This window comes from Acinetobacter sp. CFCC 11171 (assembly GCF_003268405.1).
Classification (GTDB): Bacteria; Pseudomonadota; Gammaproteobacteria; order Pseudomonadales; family Moraxellaceae; genus Acinetobacter; species Acinetobacter amyesii.
Window position 1 is genome coordinate 37,978 of the sequence record NZ_LQXP01000023.1, and the last position, 20,190, is coordinate 58,167.

Sequence of the window (20,190 nt, forward strand, 5' to 3'; positions counted from 1 at the left end):
TTCAATTAAATATATTCAGTTTATCGAGAATGATTTTAGATTAGAATAGTAAGCTGTTCTAATTTGATAATTTTATTGAGACCTTTAATGGCTGCTTTTAACGTCGAAAAGATTACTCACGTCCACCATTGGAATGACACTTTATTCTCTTTTAAAACCACTCGCGATACTGCGTTACGTTTTAAAAACGGTCAATTTGTGATGATCGGCCTTGAAGTAAATGGTAAGCCTTTAATGCGCGCTTATTCTATTGCAAGCGCAAACTATGAAGAAGAATTAGAGTTTTTCTCTATTAAAGTTCCAGATGGTCCTTTAACGTCTATTTTACAAAAAGTAAAAGTTGGCGATGAAATTTTAGTGTCTAAAAAACCTACAGGTACTTTAGTTCTAGATGACTTAAACCCTGGTAAAAACTTATACCTACTTTCTTCAGGTACAGGTCTTGCACCGTTCCTTTCTGTAATTCGTGACCCTGAAACTTACGAACGTTTTGAAAAAATCATCGTTGTACATGGTACTCGTTTCATTTCGGAATTGGCTTATCAAGATTTAATCTTAGATGAAATTCCTAACCACGAATTCTTTGGTGAATTAGGCGCGAAAGAAAAATTGGTTTATTACCCTACTGTAACTCGTGAAGAATTCCATACTCAAGGCCGTGTAACTACTGCCATTGAAACTGGTCAACTTTTCGAAAAAATTGGTCTTCCACGTTTCAACCCTGAAACTGACCGCGCAATGCTTTGTGGTTCACCTGCATTCCTAGACGACGTTGCTGCACTACTTGACCAGCACGGTCTGAAAGAATCTCCTAAGATGGGCGTTCTAGGCGACTACGTGATTGAACGTGCATTCGTTGAAAAATAATTAGCTGTAAATTAAAAAGCGCATGTCATCATGCGCTTTTTTTTATCTATACACCACTAATGACTGATACAGTTATTTTTCTTCTTTTACCTTCAATTCATCAATAATTTTTGCTCTCCACTCTAAACCTTTCTCAGTAGCATCAGGTAATTCATTCGATAAATTAATTTCCACACTGTCATCTGGATATATATGTACAGCTAAATATTTTTTATCTTTTAAATTTTCATTCGTCAATGTGGGGACATTGGTTGCAATATGCTTTTTAGAGCTATTACCTTCTCCCCATTTAATATATTGAGCTCCTGTTATCACTGCTGATCTTTTCGTTCCACTACCTAGCCCTCCACCTAACTCCTCTCCATTTAATTCAACAATATATGGAATATAACTTGCATCATAACCATAAGATGTTGTCGTCAACACATAAGTTTTTGTTGAATGTGTATTACACCCTATTAAACTCATTGCTGAAAGCATAATAAGCATTAAATTCGTTTTTAAAACTTTCATCATTATCCTTTTAAAAATATTGGGTTTTAATTTATTTAATTAAAAATTAATAATCAATGAAAATTAAAAATATTATCCATTAGAAACGAATATCAAAAGGAAAATTTATCCTATTTATCACCAGCAAACTGCCAATATACATTCGCATCCATTTCAAAATGCCCCCCCCCGAATGGCATCTACTTATTCAGTCAGATACCAAATCGTTAGACCCCAAGGATTATCTTTAATCTCAGGCATACCTTCTCCTTGATTAAAATGACGTTTTCCATGTTATTCGCAGGACTATACCATTCACCTGTTTTAGGGCAAATTTGTCCTGCTTCGCTTCTTAGCGTTTTTGCACATGGGTTACTTATATCCTTCTCGCAAGGTACAAATTCTCGGGCAAATTTAACCAAATCTTTTGGATAAATCATATGTGTTATTTCGCTATCATTTATCAACACACATCAGACAACACAAATCATTTCAGCTTCGATCGGTAAACTTGCCCCCTTCATTTGCGACTCTTTCAATCAAGTACCAATCTGTTTTCTCATAATATGTTTCATAAGTTTCTGGATCTATTGTAGTGGGAATTACACTACCAAAACCTCTATCATCTTCATTACTATGAGCCATAAATTCTATTCGGTTCGGCACAAATTCGGAAATATATAGACCTGTTATCGCAACTTTTTCATTCGATTTTACTTTAATACTTTGATTTATACGGTAAATGGGATATGACACAGGAATATTAATTTTTGAAATATCAAATATTTCATCAACAATACTTTCTTGATTCCAATACGTTGGATAGGTATTTTCAATAATGAATGCCTCGGCCTTAGCCTTTGTATAAAAATCCCAACATTCTTTCACATTTTCATGAGGTAGTTCATCCATCCATTTTTTTGAAAACTCACTCATACCTTTGTCATTCGATCGAATCTCTGATGCGCAATCTAAATATGTTAGATCGCCTTCTTTTATTCTTATATAAGCAAAATCTAAAGTATCCATGGTTTTTCTTAAAAGCGGTAAAACCGTCCCTCCCCAATTGATGTCAACTTGCTCTGGCATTGGAAAATCCAGATAATTATAGGGTAGATTTCTCATATAAACGACAAACAGCAATTCCAAACGATCTAAAAAAGATTGATAGTTATTTCTCATGCTATAAAAAAATTCTTTAGAACTAAAATGTTCTAATAAATATAAAAATTTAGGATCGATTTTAAAATTCATATTCAGCTTAAAATTAATGCCCCGAAGGGCATGTTTTATTTATTCCTCACCATTAAAATACCAGTACACTTCACCCCAATCTGTTTCAGAAAGTGTTAGTAACATTTCACCTCTTAACACATGAACGCGTGAATCCACTTGTGCAGGGGTTGTCCAATAGCCCGTTTTTGGGGATTTTTCGCCAGCTTTGACTTTTATTACAGTTAGATTCTCCTGGGTTACTTCAGATTGAGTATTATTTTTACGAGCCCATGCAACTATATCTTTAGGATAAAACAAATGTTTATGTAAAGAACTTTCATCCAAATCTAGTAAATAAACAAGAGCTGCTGCTTCAAAAGCCCAGTAACCAACATATGAATAATTATCTAAATTTAAATGACTATTGTACCAAAGTGTATTTTTATGCATTTGATACCAATCAGCCAAATATTCATCCAACAGTTCAATCGCATGATTTTTGTTATTTTTAATTATTACATTATCAATCACATCGCATAATATTGAAAAATTATAACTATATATCCCATCTCTTTCAGTATCTGGATGATTAGAATCCGTTAGTTTTAAAAACTTATTAATCACTTCATCTTCACTAAAAGTTCCTCCATCCTCGCCATTGATTAATTGTTTAATTGTAGATAATAAATTATTTTTATTTAGCAATACTGCTAAGCTAATTGTACTTAATGTAATAAAACCACCTTCACCACCAATAACAACTGGCTTTTTACTTGCTTTAAAAACTCCTGATGCTTCTGCTTGTTTTTCATAACCTTCTATTACTTTTTCAAATAATGGAGATATTTCTTCTATTGGCTTTCCTGCAGTATAATGAAGATATAATAAAGAATGATAGATCCATGTAATAGATTGCCATCTTGAAGCTTCTCCACAATTATATTGATCATCTTCAAATGCATCACTTTCTAGATATAAGGGTATTCCTTCTTCATTGTATTCTTTGGTCTTTAAATAATACTCTTCAGTTAAAAAAATCTGTCTTTTATATTTATCGAAATTCATATTAATCCTAAAATTAATGCCCCGAAGGGCATGTTTTATTTATTCCTCACCATTAAAATACCAGTACACTTCACCCCAATCTGTTTCAGAAAGTGTTGGTAACATTTCACCTCTTAACACATGAACGCGTGAATCCACTTGTGCAGGGGTTGTCCAATAGCCCGTTTTTGGGGATTTTTCGCCAGCTTTGACTTTTATTACAGTTAAATTGTCTTGGGTTACTTCAGATTGAGTATTATTTTTACGAGCCCATGCAACTATATCTTTAGGATAGAATAAATGCTTGTGTAGAGGAGTGTCATCCAAATCTAGTAAATAAACCAAAGTAGCTGCTTCAAAAGACCAATAACCACAATATTTTAGTTCTTCTGCAGGCTCTAGATGACTATTAAACCAAAGTGCATTTTTATTCATTTGATACCAATCAGCTAAGTATTCATCTAAATATTTAACAGCAGTTTCTTTATTATTTTTAACTAGCACATTATCAATCACATCACATAATTTTGAATAACCTAATGCAAATAAATTTCCTTCGTTAAATGTTGGATGTGAAGGATCATTAAGTTTAAAAAATTTATTAATAACCTCATCTTCACACATATGACTTTCACCCTCACCATTGACTAATGAATGTATACGATCAAACAAATCATTTCGATTTAATAAAAAAGCCAGACCAAGTATATTTAACGTTTCATTTTGAGTTGGAATGACAGAAGGTTTTTTTGACTTATGGAAGATAGCTAAGGCTTCAGATTGTTTTTCAAAGCCTTCTATAACTTTTTCAAATAAGGGGATAACTTCCCCTATAGATTTTCCTGCTGTGTATACAAGGTAAAGTAGAAAAGAATAATCATGTGTTATTAAATTCCATCTTCTATTTTCGCCGCAATTATACTCATCATCCTCAAATGCATCACTTTCTTTCCAAAAATCAACGTCTTCTATATAAAAATCATAGGCACTTTTATAATAGTCTTCAGTTAAAAAAATCTGTCTTTTATATTTATCGAAACTCATATTAATCCTAAAATTAATGCCACGAAGGGCATGTTTTATTTATTCTTCACCATCAAACTGCCAGTACACATCCCCACCCATTCCAAAATGCCCCGAATGGCATCTACTTATTCAGTCAGATACCAAATCGTTAATCCCCAAGGGTTATCTTTAATCTCAGGCATAACATCACCCTGTCTAAAATGACGTTTTTCCATGTTATTCGCAGGACTATACCATTCACCTGTTTTAGGGCAAATTTGGCCTGCTTCGCATCTTAGAGTTTTTGTACTAGGATTACTTATATCCTTCTCGCAAGGTACAAACTCTCGGGCAAATTTAACCAAATCTTTTGGATAAATCATATGTGTTATTTCGCTATCATCTAAATCTAACAGATAAACGTAAGCAGCAGCTTCTATAGCCCAATAGCCAAAATAAAAACTTTCATCCAATTTATGAATATCATGCCATGGAGCACTTTCAAATGCGGGATACCATAATTTCAAATATTCCTGTATATCTTGAATACTCTCTTTTTTAGTATCTCTATATTTACTAAAAATTAATGGGCGATATGGATTATCAAAAAACCATTGATCTACATCATATCTATCCATCAACTCAAATGATAAAAAGTCCTCATACAGCGTATCTAATTGTTCTGTTTGCTCATGGTAAATTTTGTCCTGCATCGCTGCAATACGTGGTAATAAGTCTCTTCTATGTAATAGATAACACAGTCCTATCAACTGCATACATCTTTCGTACTCATCTATAGCTGTAAAGTAAAATGGTGCCCAATCATTTTCATACTCTCTTAAAGCAAAAGTATATACTTCATATCTCTCAATTATTATTTCTAGAAAATACCTCATTTTAGAAATATCATGACCTGCTGTATATTCTAATGAAAAAAATTGATATGTTTCGCTTGCCAAGAATAGTGAAAGACGACTTTGATCTTCCAAAATACCACTATATTCTTGTTTTTTATTTTCAATTTTTTAGAAATTTCAAAAAAATACCCATACAAACGATCATAAATATTTTCTGTTAAGAAAACTTGCCTAATCTTCTTATTAAATTCCATATTTATTCCAAAAAATAATGCCCCGAAGGGCATAAATCATTCTTCACCATCAAACTGCCAGTACACATCCCCCCAATCACTTTCAAAATCAGGGAATATATCACCTTGTTTAAAATATTGACGTGAGTTTTCTTTAGCAAAAGTATACCAATATCCTGCGTGAGGACATGGGCTACCGGCAATAACAATATCTATTCTTTCTGGTTCTTGAACTTCAACTTTCACTCGTTTTAATTCAGGCCAAGTGCTGTCTTCATCAAATCGTGCAATCCATTGCTTTGAACTTACGGCATCAAAACGTGGATTTGGATCATCTGACCATGCATCTAAAGTGGTCAGTTTTAAGTTATCACAACGTATCGGTTTAATAAGTTCATTTGCCATCACCAATAAATCAGGAAAACCTTCTTCAACAGGATAAAGTGAGAGTTCGCCTAGACGAATCCATAGACTATATTGATTAAGATTTTCTGAATTTTCTATTTTGGTAATTTCTATACGTGGATCATTTAGTTTTTCGCGAATTTGTTGTTCACTTAAACCTAGTTTCTCTAGCCAGTAGGGAGAAAGTAAAAAGCACCATGTAGGCGTACGAATTCCACCACCTAACCCATCCCGATCTTCTGCAATAAACATATTTTCATGAGAAAACTCCATACCAGGATGATCAATATCGAGCCCGTAAAAATACTCCGTGAAAGTCCGTTCAACTGTTTCAAACTCTGGAGATACAAATGCAAATTGTCCTGTGTTTCCTATTTCATAACCACTATAAGCTTGAATTGGATTAAGTTGTTCCAGACATTTTTGAACAAAGGAGTGCCAAACAATTTGATTCGATCTATACCATTTATCACCGAAACTTAGTTTTAAAACTGAATATTCTTTTGTATGAATACAGATTTTACTTTCTAGCGCCCAACGAGCACTTTGGTCACGGCTATCACCTGATGTTGCACCTATAAAATACACTAAATGATTTTTATAGTTTTTATGCATTAATTCTATAAGCTCAGATCTATTATTTGACCATTTTTCCGATTTTTTCCAAACCTCTATATCATCTCTATAACGTAATTTAAATGGTTTATCTATAATATTTTTTTCAAAATCTTCATAAATATCAATTATTTTATTTATAATTTCTTCTACTTTATCGGCCGAATGGAAAAGATAAAAGGTGATATAAGGACAAACCCCAAACTCTTTCTTTTCCTCTCCATAAATTATGGAAGTATCCTGAGGAATATCTTGAGCCAATTCAGCTATTTCTTGTTCATTTAAATAAAGTTGTACTGTACTCATAAAATATTCGTTAATTTATACTTCTATTTTTTAGAGATCCAAGATTATCAAGCCCCGAAGGCATAAATTACTCTTCACCATCAAACTGCCAATACACATCGCCCCAATCACTTTCAAAATCAGGAAAAACATCTCCCAAGTTAAAGTATTGACGTGAGTTCACTTTAGCAACTGTAAACCAATAACCCTGTTGAGGACATTTTTCCCCAGCTTTAATTGAAAATTTATTATGATTTTCAAGAAAATTTATTACTGAAGTTTTGAGCTTTAATTTGTGATAAAATTCAACCAAATCTTTAGGGTAATATAAGTATTCATGTAAGACAGTATCATTCTCTACCTCTAACAGAATAACAGCGCAAGCTGCTTCAAAAGCCCAATATCCATAATAACCGCCTTCAGATTTATGAGTATCATGCCAAGGTGCACCTGATAAATCTTTGTACCAATTCTTTAAAAACTTACGAACAAAAACTAAAGAAATTTCATTATCTTGATTCGAAAATGCTTCACATAATAATAAGTAAGGCTTTGGAACTAAAACTGTTGAACAATCATATCTATTTTCATCTGAAAAAGATAAATACTCTTCAATTAGCCAATCTTGAGCAACATTTTCTCTCATTTCTCCGTCAATTAATTTCGCAACTCTAGGTAGTAAATCCTTTCGGTGGAGTAAATAACACAAACTGATTAACCAAATACATGGACAATAGCCATCAATAGTAAATAATTCAAAAACTGGTAATTTTATATTTTTATGATAACTTCTTAATTTACTTCCATATTGCTCATAATAGTCAATAACTATTTCAAGTTGGCTTCTAATAAAAGGTAAACTATTGCCAGCTGTATATTCCAATAAAAGTAGATTTAAATAGTTCTTTGCTACGATAGCATAAGAGTATACCCATCTTTCTTCTAGTGAATCACCAACACCTGTAGGATTTACTTTAAAAGTTTCAATAGTGTTCAGAGTTTCCGCCTTTAATGTTTCATACATTTGAGGTGTAAGAAATTGTTGTCTTTTTATATTAACTAAATCCATTTTATGCCCAAAACTGCCCCGAAGGTATATTTTCACTTATTCTTCACCGTCAAACTGCCAATATACATCCCCCCAATCACTTTCAAAATCAGGGAAAATTTCCCCTTGTTTAAAGTATTTACGAGTGTTTTCCTTAGCTACAGTGAACCAATATCCCGATTGAGGACATTTTTCACCTGCTTGAATTGATACTTTTTGATATTTAGTTAGGAGGTCAATTTCAGCACTACTAGGTTTAAATGTACGATAGAACTCTATTAAGTCTTTTGGATAATAGAGGTATTCATGAAATTCTTTATCATTTTCTATTTCTAATAGAATAACAGCGCAAGCTGCTTCAAAAGCCCAATATCCATAATATCCACCCTCTGATTTATGGGTATCATGCCATGGAGCTCCAGATAAATCTTTATACCATTTTTTTAAAAATTTGTTTAAGTGCTTGAATGAAACTTTATTATCTTGGGTCACAAATGCATTGGATAACTCAAAATAAGGATTTGGAAAAAGAACATCTGAACAATCAAAACGGTTATCGTCATTAAAAGCCAAAAACTCCTCTACAATCCAATCTTTTCCTCCATTTTCTTGATCATCCCCATCAACAAGGTTAGCTACCAATGGTAGTAAGTCAGTTCTTTTTAATAAATAACAAAGGCTGATAATCCATACATATACACAATAGTCATCTAAAATTTCAATATCAAAAACACTAAAATTATTATCTTTATAATAGGTTCTTTGTTTTATAGAAAGTACCTTGAATAATTCAATTACTTTATCGAATTCTAAACGTAAATATTCAATTGGTTTACCAGCAGTATAATCCAAAATAAACAAATCAAACTGATACCTAGATGCTATCGAATAAGAGTCTATCCATCCTGCTTCGATATCTTCATCATTATTTGATTCGCTTAGAAAACTTTCTATAGCACTGACAAGTTCACTCCTCGTAGACTTATAGTAACTTTCATCTAAAAATTGTTGTCTACGATTAAACTTAAATTCCAACATAAATAAATTTCCAATTATTTATTATTAACAACGATACTAATGTCTTTATCAGTCCAAACCCTTGTAGCTTTATGAGTAGAATGTTCTTTTGATGAGTGCTGATAAAAACGGAGACTTTAACTTGGTAAACTACACATACTCATTAGGAGTTTACCATGAGCAAAAAACAAAAGATTTATATAGTGGAATTCAAAGCTGAAGCAATTAAAGCTATTGAATCAAATAAAGGAAATGTCTCTGAAACTGCTCGACAGCTTGGTATTTCAATGCAGACCCTTTCAAATTGGTACAACAAAGCAAAAGCTGGAACATTAGTAGGCACACAACAATATTCGCCTGATCTCGTTGCGCTACTCGAAGAAAATAAGAAACTCAAACAGCAACTCAAAACTACGGAAATGGAAAGAGAATTTCTAAAAAAAGCAGCAGCGTACTTTGCCAAGGACCATCAGTAAGGTACGATTACATGAAAGAGAACAAAAACACCTATCCAACAACGATGATGGCTAGACTGCTCAAAGTTTCAATTTCAAGTTTTTATGACTGGTTAAAACGAGGCATGAGCAAAAGAGTTGTTCAAAGAAATCAGCAGACGATCTTAGTCAAAATAGCTCATCAAGAAACTAAAGAAAGTTATGGTCATATTCGCTTAACGAGGTATTTACAGTCACAAGGCATCCCAATTAGCGAGTATGCAGTCCGTTGTATAAAAAGGCTAAATCAGCTGTATTGTAAGCGCCATAGGCGTTTTAAAAGAACGACGAACAGTGATCATAATCGAGCGATCTATGACAATTTACTCAAACAAGAGTTTTTAATGACCAAACCTAATCTTGCATGGTCAAGTGATATTACGTACATATGGACAGCTGAAGGTTGGTTGTACTTAGCTGCTTTAAAAGACCTTTATACTAGACAGGTCGTTGGTTATAAGCTTAAGTGAGCGAATGACAGCGCAACTAGTTTGCAATGCGCTGAGTATGGCAATTCGCAATCACAAACCATCACATGGGCTAATTGTGCACTCAGACAGAGGAAGCCAATATTGCAGTCATGAATATCGAAACATGCTTGAAAAATATGGATTTCAAGGTTCAATGAGCAAAAAAGGAGACTGTTACGATAATGCCCCGATTGAGAGCTTTTGAGGAATACTCAAAAACGAGTTGGTTCACCATCGCAACTACAAAACAAGGGGAGAAGCCAAAGCAGATATTACAAAATACATAGAGCTATTTTATAATCAGAAGAGAATCCAGAAAGGACTGAGTTTTAAGACACCAAATCAAATGGCAGAGGACTTTTACGAGTTGGCTGCCTAGAATCTCCCAAGTGGAAGTGTCCTGTTATTTCAGCACACATCAAACTCTTGAATCTAGATAGCCTAATTATTAAAAAGAAACTTATCGATAATTTAAAGATATATTTCAAAACTAAAAATTAATTTAATTTTTTATAGAGTTCCATCTTTCAACTTTAATAAATCATGATAAGTTTGTTTTTTTTGAACAATTGTCTTTAAGATAAAATCTGTCTTTCTTAATGACTCAGCATTGTTCAGATCAAGCATAATCGCCACTTCATTATACCATTCATCTTCAGGTGCATTATTTTCCCAACGATCCCCCCATCTGTCATCTCTACTAATTTGAATTGATGAATTCACATCGACTAAACCATCTTTATTTTCTTTTAAAATTCCTAAGTGAATTACTATTTCGATGGCATCATTAATAATTGTCAAAGGATAATATACCTCTCCATCTGGATTTCTTCTGAAATCAGAGTATTCATTTGCAGCAGACCAAGCTGTAATCTGCTCTTTTGGTATGTATGCTTCTAAAATATTCTTTAAACAAAGATACATACTACAATAATCGTCATATTCTCTATCCCACTGTAAAAATGGAAATTTTGGGTGATCCTTAAAAAAATTAACTATCTTTTCTATATTCGTCATTATTTAACCTTTTAATATTTCGCCCTTCAAAATATCTATATCCATTCTTCTAGCATCAAAATCTGGTGGAATAACACCAGTAAAATGACGACCTGCAAAACTAAAAGAATGTTTACCTACAGAAACTCCATATGGTGTCTTCGCTTCCATCCAAGCGATCATTGCTTTATAGGCTTGAGTTGCACCTTTGTGATAATCAACTGGACTTTTTATTTTAGTATCTGGTTTGCTATGACCTTCTAATTTTAGCATGGCAATACGCATGGAAAGTGCATATTGCTTACATAGTACTAGAGGCGGTGGAAAAGGGTGATTTGACCAAACGCTACCTGCTTCAGTTGCAGTCACAATCATTCTATTTGCATTCTGCGCCTGTATACGACCACTATGCTGTTCGTTCTTACACTCCTTATTAGAACTATTACAAGATCTCTCAAGTTCCTTAGATTTCGCTTTACTTGCTGCCAATGCTTGATCTTTTTGCTCTTGAGTTATACCCGAACGACTATTATCGATATCCTCTTCAGCCAGATCAATTCTTTGATTGAGCATGCCTGTAATTGTTCCATCTCCTAATGGGGATGGAGTGAATATTCCAGTTAATATTACGCCTATAGGATTTGCTCTTGCTCCTACTTTAGCTGCAGTTCCTGCTCTTTCAGCAGCTTTTTCAGCAGTTGTCCCCCAACCACCAAAAATATCTGCTGCATCAGCCGCTATTGCCACGATTTTTTCTCCAATGCTTCATAGAATTTTTGACTATCTGAAGAATTTAAAGAGCTTTGTAAAACTCCAGCTAAGATATCAATTGCAAGAAATGGTGGAAATAATCTATTTATTAATAAACTGCGATTCCATGGATCATCATCTAAATTATTTTTATTCAAAATAAAACATAATTCTCCGTAAGCCGCTCTCCATTTGTCATAGTCAGCATGATTTTCCATTCCTACCAGATATTTTCGAATTTTTGTTTGGGCAGTAATCAGGAATTTTAGTCCACTATCTTCATTATTATTAAAATACTTTATCGCCAGTTCGCTATAAGTGTTTTTTAGCCGATTCCAGTTCCACAAGGCTAGACTTTCTTCACGATCTGCAGAAAATTCCTCAAGCTGTTCTTTAGTAAATTCGATAACCATTCTAAATCCTCTCCAATAACTTGAAATCACCAGATACTTCTTGATACCACCAACCATCAATAGGTTCTAACAGAATATCTAAATTTTTTTTATCTAATAGTCGATTTAATGATTTGATAACTGAAGGATCATAAAATCTGAACAATGCTAATTCGCCGGATGGTAATTCTGCTTGTAAGAATGGCTGAAAATGTTTGATCAATTCTTGGTTCGATAGATTTGTTTTCAATATCGAAAACATTCCTAAATTTTCTTCTATAACAAGTTCATTAATAAATTTTTGATTATTTAGTTTATTTAAATTCAACAATAAAGGGGAAAATTCTAATGGTGTAGAATCATCAACAGTTCCATCGAATAAATTACCTATATATTTGATATTTCTATCATAGTTTAAAGTAAGCCAATGGCGCATATAAGTATAATTTTTAGCTGCATCAATCAACAGGAAGAAATTATATTTAGATTCTTCACCACTAATTTTCTTTGATAACTGTAATATGTCCATCCTATATTTCCCTATACACAAACGGTAAACCTTTTCGAGCGGCATCAATTAAACAGGGAATACATATTTTCGTAGAAATATTAGGAAGCTTGAAATTATGACGTGTACCTTTGACAAATTGTGCTTGAGCAGACCTAACCTCAACAAGCCCAGGACTATTAATATCAATAGAACCGTCAGTCTTTATTTTTATGTACCCCCCACCACAAGTCAGCATAATTTCTTTTTTGGCTGCAATCGTAATGGAATTCTCAGTACTCATGATCTTAAAATCCTTGAGAGATGCTAGATCAATTTGATCATTTTGCGCATGAACTTTAATTTCACCTTGAGCCGCTACAATATTTATACCTTTTTCTTGAGTATAAAAGCTTAATCCCTTCGCAGCATGAGCAGTAAACTCACCATTTGAATTTATATCTAACTGTTGACCCGATATAATTTTTATATTTTCTTTAGCAACATGAGTTTGGTTTTTTTGACTTACAGAAACAAAATCCTGAGGAGTACTAAGCAGAATATTAGGATGCTCAAACTTTTCTAGACTATTTTCTACTTGAGCAATCAAATCATTACTAATTTGATAGTTTTCATCTTGGAAAGCCTTACTTACTCGAGCATTTTTTTCTAAACTTTTGAGTTTTTCTATAGATTCATTTAATTGCGTTAACAACTCTTTTATATTTAATTGTATATCTTTGGCGTTTTCTTGACTCGCAGAACTAATCAATAATCCCTTACCAGCTCGAATAGCACCCCATTGGTCGGTTCTCAGTTCAAAGCCTTCGCCTCTTCCCTCACTTTCTGCGGTTTCTTTGGGGTGACTGAGGTTACCAAGGTTGAGCTGGGTAGCACCATGGGTACTTTGTAATTGTGTCGAAATTTGTCCTGTGGTGTCATCAAAGCACAGTTGTCCAAAGCCCTCACCTTGGACTTCCTTACTTTTTATTCCAGCCAATTTTTTGGTGTCAGGTAGTTTGCCTTTACTATCAAATTGGGTTGGACTGCGCTGTGCTTCATGTATGCGCCCCACCACAAATGGTCGGTCGATATTGCCGTCAAAGAAATCAATGACCACGATTTCATTAATACGTGGTAAGAAACGTGCACCATAGCCTTCGCCTGCCCAAGGAGTCAGTACATCGCCCCATGCAGAGTCCGTGTCATTGTCATTGCTGCCTGCACCACCGTCATGGCTGTGGTCATCACTACGGGTAAATAAGAAGCGAACTTTGATTCGTCCCCATTCATCCACATGTATTTCTTCACCGCTTGGACCAACGACTTTAGCACGTTGTGGATGGGTACTTGGACGGTGTTCGAGTGGGTTATATTCAGGAACCGTCGCAATATTGCGGCGTTGTAATGTGAGCTGATTGGCCTGACGCTCGGCCTGTTCATGGATCAGTTTAATGTTCCACTGGCTTTGTTCAATCAGTTGATTGACTTGTTCAGAGAGGTCTTTAGGTAAGTTATTTTGGTTATAGAATTTTTTTTCTGTGATTAAAAATTGTTTGTCTGCACCACTGTGTTGATCGATTTCTGGGTGTTCATTCAATTCAAACCAATAACCCACTTGGGTATCACGCACGGTCGATTGTGCACTGAATTTTTTCGATTGTAGCTCGTGATAGCGCGTTAGGTTTTGATTCAATTTTTCAATTTGGCTATTGGATGAAGCGGTAGCTTGGTCTTCGCCTTTTAAGTCTTGCATCCATGCAGGGCTGACATGCCATGCTTGTTCAAGACTTAAGCTGGCATTGTCTTGGCTTTGGCTATGCTGATGTTTACTTTGAACTGAACCTGCGCCTTCTTCTTGGCTCAGTCCATCGGCTTGCCAGCGCTGCACATGGACCGCAGTCGGTTGAATGCTACGTTCACCGATCAAGCTGGTGATGCTGTCTTGTTTTTCTGTGGCACTAGAGCGATGAAAGCGGATACTACGACGGCTGAGTGCTTGATATTGGCTATTGTCATCAATCAGGCGGAGTTTTTGTTTTTCAATTTGGGCTGAGGAATGCGGCACTTTCAACTGTGCTTCATCGATGAGCCAGTTAATGCCTTCACTGCGCCAAAGTCGCGTTAAAAAGTCATAATCGCTTTCATTCGACTGCATGATGAAAGGTCGAACGTCATAGTTTTGGCCTAAACCGCTTAGATCTAGCGTTAGACTGGCAGCAAAGAGCGGACTTTTGCTTTGCCATTCTTTAAAGAGAGTTTCACTGACATCGCGCACCGATTTGTTCATAAATACGCGGCTGTTGCGGCGCTTATGCCACAGCGATGTTGCATCTTCTAAAGTGAGTTTATATAGCGTGAGTGAACCGTCACTCTGCCCTTGGGTGGCTTCGGTAATAATACCCGTGGTACGGAAGAGTTCGCCCTGATCGGTCACTTGATCAACGGCAACTTGTGCGCCAATAAATTGTTTTAGTGGAATAAGTGCATTAGTAGATAGGCAAATCAAAGTCGCTTGCAGGCCTTGGTTTAAGACATGCTCCCCATCAATACGTTGAATAAAAAGCTCTTCATTCAACGCAGGGTTGGAAAATTGCACATGAATGGCACGTTTTTGGGCGGATAGACCCAATTGTTCTAATACAGCAAATATTTTGCCTAACATAATAAAAATTCTAAATTGTAATCATGGAAATAATTTTGCTGCTAGTTTAGTCAAATTCTTTAATAAAATTAATGCTTAAAACCATAGAAGATGTTTCGTTATGTAAAATCCACGATTCAAAAATTCACTTAAAAATAAAAAGCTGAGAACCCACTCACTAAATACTTTTTGCATATAAAATATTCACAAAATGGTCTTAGACCATGCTCTTGCATCCAACGAGCAGCGTCATGCACACAAGTGTAAAAATAGTTTTATCATCTAATTTACATCGAGCTTAATGATCAAATTTTTAATATTATCTTTAAAAATAGTGGATTAATTTAAACTTAAGCTAGATTAAAAAACACACAACCCTTTCTTTCCTGTCTTGTAATTCACCTAAGATCCCCTATAATTCAAAAAAACAGACAAGTCTGTCTATTTTGCTGCAAAAACCGAATGAATTTAACATTCAGAGGGTAAAAATATAAATGAGAGAAAACGTATAAAACGTTCGAAAATCAAATCATTGACTTAAGCTAACAAAGTGAATGATTTGAACGCACAATTGTCAGCAAAGCGCGATTACCCCAAATAATCGCGCTTTTTATTTTCTTAGAATCTTAAGTTATGTGAAAAAAATTGATGGTTAATCAATACAAATATGTCGTCTCTAGATTTAAAACCCAGATGCCTACAAGCAAATTTTAAGCGGCCAATTCCAAACGAATTAAGATTTCAACTCGCTTCCAATACTCTGCTAAATGCACTTGGTTGGGGTCAATTTGGGCTTGAATGGTCATGCCATCCAAAATACTACTCAGAAATGCAGCAAGTTGTTCAGTTTGCTGAATGCCCAGATTTTGTAAGGCAGTACTTAGTTTTGATTTAAGCCACTCTTTATAGTCGATCGCAGGTTGCAATGAAGACGGATAAACTTTAGATATTTCTTCTACTGCTTTTTGAAACATACAACCATTGAAATCTGCAGTACGAAACCAAGCATCGTACCAAGCAAAAATGGTTTTAATATGCGAAAGATGGTCTTCTGGATCACATTCTGCAATAGCAGCTTCAAGTGATTCCTGTAAATTAAGATTTCGAATCACGAGACATTCTTCAATTAATTTGGCTTTAGAGGGGAAATATTTATAAAACGTCATTTTAGCAACGCCCGATTCCCCAATAATTCGATCTATACCAATCGAGTTATAGCTATAAGAATTGAAGAGTTGGAGCGCAACGTTAATGATGTCTTGCTTTTTCGACATTTAATTTACCTGATGCACCAATGGGGCCTAAACATAAAGCTTTTAAGGTAGAAAACCTAATTTTTAAACATGATTTTCGCGCGCTATTGTAAAGCATAACTTAATTGGAGTCTGTAGATAAAACCTCAGCACCCCATTAAATACAGTCTGATTTCAGAAGATTTATCAAATTAGCAGTCAGGGAATTTTAGTATAAAACTGACTGCTAATTTTATTTCAACTAGCGACTTAACGACCACTTATCTGCGTTTAAAACCTTGCTGAAATGAATGCCATTAACGGTGAATTTAAGAGGAATAATTTAAGAGCAAGGGGTACTCAGAATATCTTTTTGCTTACGCTCTTGCAGTGCTTTTCGAATCACCTGATAACCACCCGTTAAACCTAAGATCGCCATGATTACAGCCACAATCAAATCTGGCCATAGACTTCCTGTACCAAATACCCCGACGGCCGCCAAGATCACCGCGACGTTACCAATCGCATCATTACGGCTACATAGCCAAACCGATTGCATATTGGAGTCACCTTCACGGAAAGCATATAAAACATATGCACAGATGACATTAGCGGCTAAAGCCAAGATACCAATCACCCCCATGGTGATCGGTTCAGGTGCGATCCCATTTGCATAGGCATAGAGCACTTTGGCAATCACCACGATCCCAAACGCTGCCATGACAAAACCTTTCACCAAGGCAACTGTTGCACGCCAATATAAACTGGCGCCTAGCACGGCTAATGAAACTCCATAATTAACAGCATCACCAAAGAAATCTAACGAGTCCGCCCAAAGCGCAGAAGAATGTGCATAAGCCCCACCAATCAGTTCTACCAAAAACATCATGGCATTAATGATTAAGGCAATCCAAAGTGCAATACGAAATTTACTGTTGGGTTTGCTTGGTGCTGGCTCATGACTACATGTACATGCCATAAATGTGCTCCAATTTAAAAATCAATGGATTTGTATTACTCTTATTCAAAACTATGGACTAACTCCAAGGTCAAGCATGAACGTACAAAAACATTATTTGATTAAAGAATTGTCCACCAAATCTGGGGTAAGCGTTGACAGTATTCGCTTTTATGAAAAGAAAAAACTGCTGCAACCCAGCTTCCGCGCAGACAACAATTATCGCTATTATGATGAAGAAATGTACAAACGTTTGGTTTTTATTAAGCGCTGTCGAAACCTCGATATTTCTCTCACCGAGATTCAAACCCTGCTTGAACTTGAGCAATCACCTACACAAAGCTGTCATGCCGTGAATGAATTAATTGACAATCACATTCGTCAAGTTTCTGAAAAAATTAAAGAATTAGAAAATTTTAAAATACAGTTAAGTACGCTCCGTGCCAGTTGTAATGAAACCAGCCAAATCAATGATTGCCAAATTTTAAAACATTTGGAAAACGGAATATCTTGAAAACCCAACTAAAATACTTGGTTGAATCCTTTTTTTAGATCACTACAATAAAGCCATAAATTTTTTATGCCTTTATTGACATGACGATTCAACACGTAACCGAACTCCTCTCACCTGCTGGCTCATTAAAAAATATGCGCTACGCTTTTGCTTATGGCGCAGATGCCGTGTATGCAGGTCAGCCGCGATATAGCTTACGTGTGCGCAATAATGCTTTCGACCATGACAATTTAAAAATTGGCATTGAAGAAGCTCATGCCTTAGGTAAAAAGTTTTATGTGGTGGTAAACATCCAACCGCATAACTCAAAACTGAAAAATTTCATCCGTGACCTTGAACCTGTGGTTGCCATGAATCCTGATGCGCTAATCATGTCTGACCCTGGTCTGATCATGATGGTGCGTGAACATTTTCCAGAAGTGTCCATTCATTTGTCTGTACAAGCCAATGCGGTGAACTGGGCAACAGTTAAATTTTGGAAAAATATGGGACTGACACGTGTCATTTTGTCACGTGAATTATCAATCGAAGAAATTGAAGAAATTAAACACAATGTACCTGATATGGAAATTGAAGTTTTCGTACATGGTGCATTATGTATGGCTTACTCCGGTCGTTGCTTACTTTCTGGCTATATGAATAAACGTGATGCAAACCAAGGTGCATGTACCAATGCATGCCGTTGGGATTATAAAATTCACGATGCAGTTGAAGATGAAACTGGTGATGTTATTCCAGTCACACAAATTGAAAAATCATCATGCTGCAATAATAAAAATGCCGATGAGCAACACGCCCTAGAACAACACCAATTCGGCGAGCCGGTTTTATTACAACGCAATGAAGAAGACATGTTTGCTGCCGAAGAAGATGAGCATGGCACTTATTTCATGAACTCGAAAGACTTGCGTGCTGTACAGCATGTTGACCGTTTAACCAAAATGGGCATTCATTCTTTAAAAATTGAAGGCCGTACCAAGTCTTACTTTTACTGTGCGCGTACCGCTCAAATTTATCGTAAAGCCATCGATGATGCCCTTGCTGGCAAACCGTTTGACCCTGCTCTCATGTCTCAGCTTGAAGGCCTTGCGAATCGTGGTTATACCGAAGGTTTTTTACGCCGCCATGTACATAGTGAATATCAAAACTATGAAACCGGCTCTTCACGTTTTGATCATCAACAGTTTGTAGGTGAAGTCTTAGAACGCAATGGCGACTCTCTTAAAATCGAAGTGAAAAACCGTTTTGTTGTGGGTGATTCTTTAGAACTGATGACCACTTCAGGCAACATCACCTTCGTTTTAACGGAAATGAAAGATAAAAAAGGTAATCTAATTAACGACGCCAAAGGTTCAGGTCATATCGTGGATATTCCTGTGCCTGCCGATGTCGATATGCGCTACGCCTTACTGATTCGTAATTTACCCAATTCGACCGTAGATATTTCGGCTTCGTCTTTAGCGTATCAGGCTTGAGTTCGCTTTATGGCTTTGTTGATTACAGATAAATGCATCAATTGTGACATGTGTCTACCTGAATGTCCCAATGATGCCATTTATGAAGGCTCAAAGATTTATGAAATTGATGTCGCACGTTGTACTGAATGTGTCGGTTTCTATGAGCACCAAACTTGCGTTTCAGTTTGTCCGATTGAGTGCATTATTCCGCATCCGGAGCATATCGAAAGCCAAACTGATTTATTGGAGAAGTTTAAGGGTTTGAATTTATTTAAATCTTAAATACATGGTGTGATTGGCGTAAGACTTGCTTAATCCACTTTATATAGAGAAACAACCTTGGGGAAAGTATAAAAATAAGGTTGTAAAACAAAAATAGCTGGGCAACGAATAGGGTTCAAAATGTGTGGGGACATTTTTGAATCCTAATTTTGCAGAAAAAAAAGGAACTCCGGTGTTAGCGTCCAAAGTTCCTATAAAACGAGAATATTAAGAAAAATAATATTCTAATGACAACATTCAGCGCGGCCAGCGTGTTTCTCGAAACACACTGGCCTTTCTTTTATTGACCCGAACGGATGATGTAATCAAAAGCAGACAATGAAGCTTTCGCGCCTTCACCTGTTGCGATGATGATTTGTTTGTACGGTACTGTTGTACAGTCACCTGCGGCAAATACACCTTTCACATTGGTTTCGTTACGTTCGTTAATC

The 20,190-nt window shown here is 35.5% G+C and carries 19 protein-coding genes and 3 pseudogenes; 5 read left to right on the forward strand and 17 right to left on the reverse strand.

Translation table 11 applies throughout. The annotated features are described in order from the left end of the window. The first annotated feature begins 87 nt into the window (after positions 1-87). A complete protein-coding gene (locus AVJ20_RS11720) occupies positions 88-867 on the forward strand; it encodes a ferredoxin--NADP reductase (RefSeq protein ID WP_111885341.1) in 780 nt (259 codons plus the stop codon). Positions 868-939: 72 nt separating this feature from the next. On the opposite strand, the gene AVJ20_RS11725 is transcribed toward AVJ20_RS11720, so the two are convergent. The 9 genes and pseudogenes from AVJ20_RS11725 to AVJ20_RS11760 form a co-directional block, all read right to left on the reverse strand. Further along, a complete protein-coding gene (locus AVJ20_RS11725) occupies positions 940-1,380 on the reverse strand; it encodes a hypothetical protein (protein WP_111885342.1) in 441 nt (146 codons plus the stop codon). A gap of 183 nt (positions 1,381-1,563) precedes the next feature. Continuing rightward, positions 1,564-1,793, reverse strand: a pseudogene (locus AVJ20_RS18725) (hypothetical protein); the annotation flags it as partial. Between the two features lie 58 nt (positions 1,794-1,851). Beyond that, a complete protein-coding gene (locus AVJ20_RS11730) occupies positions 1,852-2,613 on the reverse strand; it encodes a hypothetical protein (RefSeq protein WP_111885343.1) in 762 nt (253 codons plus the stop codon). Between the two features lie 39 nt (positions 2,614-2,652). Continuing rightward, a complete protein-coding gene (locus AVJ20_RS11735) occupies positions 2,653-3,639 on the reverse strand; it encodes a PoNe immunity protein domain-containing protein (protein ID WP_111885344.1) in 987 nt (328 codons plus the stop codon). Between the two features lie 39 nt (positions 3,640-3,678). After that, complete coding sequence (locus AVJ20_RS11740; RefSeq protein WP_111885345.1) at positions 3,679-4,662, reverse strand: PoNe immunity protein domain-containing protein; 984 nt, start codon at positions 4,660-4,662, stop codon at positions 3,679-3,681. Between the two features lie 107 nt (positions 4,663-4,769). After that, positions 4,770-5,612, reverse strand: a complete 843-nt coding sequence (locus AVJ20_RS11745) for a PoNe immunity protein domain-containing protein (RefSeq protein ID WP_111885346.1) — start codon at positions 5,610-5,612, stop codon at positions 4,770-4,772. 158 nt (positions 5,613-5,770) lie between these two features. Beyond that, the gene (locus AVJ20_RS11750) at positions 5,771-7,039 is read right to left on the reverse strand and encodes a type VI immunity family protein (RefSeq protein ID WP_111885347.1); all 1,269 of its coding nucleotides are present in this window, start codon (positions 7,037-7,039) and stop codon (positions 5,771-5,773) included. A 67-nt stretch (positions 7,040-7,106) separates the two neighbouring features. After that, positions 7,107-8,087, reverse strand: coding sequence for a PoNe immunity protein domain-containing protein (locus AVJ20_RS11755; protein WP_111885348.1), 981 nt, complete (start codon positions 8,085-8,087; stop codon positions 7,107-7,109). A gap of 36 nt (positions 8,088-8,123) precedes the next feature. Next, positions 8,124-9,104: a PoNe immunity protein domain-containing protein gene (locus AVJ20_RS11760; protein ID WP_111885349.1), complete on the reverse strand. Its 981-nt coding sequence runs from the start codon at positions 9,102-9,104 to the stop codon at positions 8,124-8,126. 155 nt (positions 9,105-9,259) lie between these two features. On the opposite strand from AVJ20_RS11760, the pseudogene AVJ20_RS11765 reads away from it, so the two are divergent. After that, positions 9,260-10,426 (forward strand): annotated as a pseudogene (locus AVJ20_RS11765) (IS3 family transposase). A 131-nt stretch (positions 10,427-10,557) separates the two neighbouring features. Here the strand turns inward: AVJ20_RS11765 and AVJ20_RS11770 are convergent. The 7 genes from AVJ20_RS11770 to AVJ20_RS11800 all read right to left on the reverse strand — a co-directional run bounded on the left by AVJ20_RS11770 (position 10,558) and on the right by AVJ20_RS11800 (position 17,527). Then, positions 10,558-11,064, reverse strand: a complete 507-nt coding sequence (locus AVJ20_RS11770; protein WP_111885350.1) for a hypothetical protein — start codon at positions 11,062-11,064, stop codon at positions 10,558-10,560. A 3-nt stretch (positions 11,065-11,067) separates the two neighbouring features. Then, on the reverse strand, positions 11,068-11,790 hold the full coding sequence (locus AVJ20_RS11775; RefSeq protein ID WP_111885351.1) for a hypothetical protein: 723 nt from the start codon (positions 11,788-11,790) through the stop codon (positions 11,068-11,070). Further along, complete coding sequence (locus tag AVJ20_RS11780) at positions 11,781-12,206, reverse strand: hypothetical protein (protein ID WP_111885352.1); 426 nt, start codon at positions 12,204-12,206, stop codon at positions 11,781-11,783. The genes AVJ20_RS11775 and AVJ20_RS11780 overlap by 10 nt, the downstream gene beginning before the upstream one ends. A 1-nt stretch (position 12,207) precedes the next feature. Next, positions 12,208-12,714 (reverse strand): DUF4123 domain-containing protein, encoded by a 507-nt coding sequence (locus tag AVJ20_RS11785; RefSeq protein ID WP_111885353.1) that lies wholly within the window; start codon positions 12,712-12,714, stop codon positions 12,208-12,210. 1 nt (position 12,715) lies between these two features. Next, a complete protein-coding gene (locus tag AVJ20_RS11790) occupies positions 12,716-15,337 on the reverse strand; it encodes a type VI secretion system Vgr family protein (protein ID WP_111885354.1) in 2,622 nt (873 codons plus the stop codon). 689 nt (positions 15,338-16,026) lie between these two features. Continuing rightward, entirely contained in the window at positions 16,027-16,590 is a 564-nt protein-coding gene (locus tag AVJ20_RS11795) for a TetR/AcrR family transcriptional regulator (protein ID WP_111885355.1), read from the reverse strand. A gap of 301 nt (positions 16,591-16,891) precedes the next feature. Further along, the gene (locus AVJ20_RS11800; protein ID WP_111885356.1) at positions 16,892-17,527 is read right to left on the reverse strand and encodes a cation transporter; all 636 of its coding nucleotides are present in this window, start codon (positions 17,525-17,527) and stop codon (positions 16,892-16,894) included. A 76-nt stretch (positions 17,528-17,603) separates the two neighbouring features. Between AVJ20_RS11800 and AVJ20_RS11805 the strand changes: the two genes are divergently transcribed. From AVJ20_RS11805 to AVJ20_RS11815, 3 genes are all read left to right on the forward strand, one after another. Next, positions 17,604-18,020, forward strand: a complete 417-nt coding sequence (locus AVJ20_RS11805) for a Cd(II)/Pb(II)-responsive transcriptional regulator (protein ID WP_111885357.1) — start codon at positions 17,604-17,606, stop codon at positions 18,018-18,020. An 80-nt stretch (positions 18,021-18,100) separates the two neighbouring features. After that, positions 18,101-19,495 carry a tRNA 5-hydroxyuridine modification protein YegQ gene (gene yegQ, locus AVJ20_RS11810; protein WP_111885358.1) on the forward strand — a complete coding sequence of 465 codons (1,395 nt, stop codon included), beginning with the start codon at positions 18,101-18,103 and terminating at the stop codon, positions 19,493-19,495. Positions 19,496-19,504: 9 nt separating this feature from the next. After that, a complete protein-coding gene (locus AVJ20_RS11815; protein ID WP_078194533.1) occupies positions 19,505-19,759 on the forward strand; it encodes a YfhL family 4Fe-4S dicluster ferredoxin in 255 nt (84 codons plus the stop codon). 280 nt (positions 19,760-20,039) lie between these two features. Here AVJ20_RS11815 and AVJ20_RS11820 read toward each other — a convergent pair. Then, positions 20,040-20,190 (reverse strand): annotated as a pseudogene (locus tag AVJ20_RS11820) (pyridine nucleotide-disulfide oxidoreductase); the annotation flags it as partial.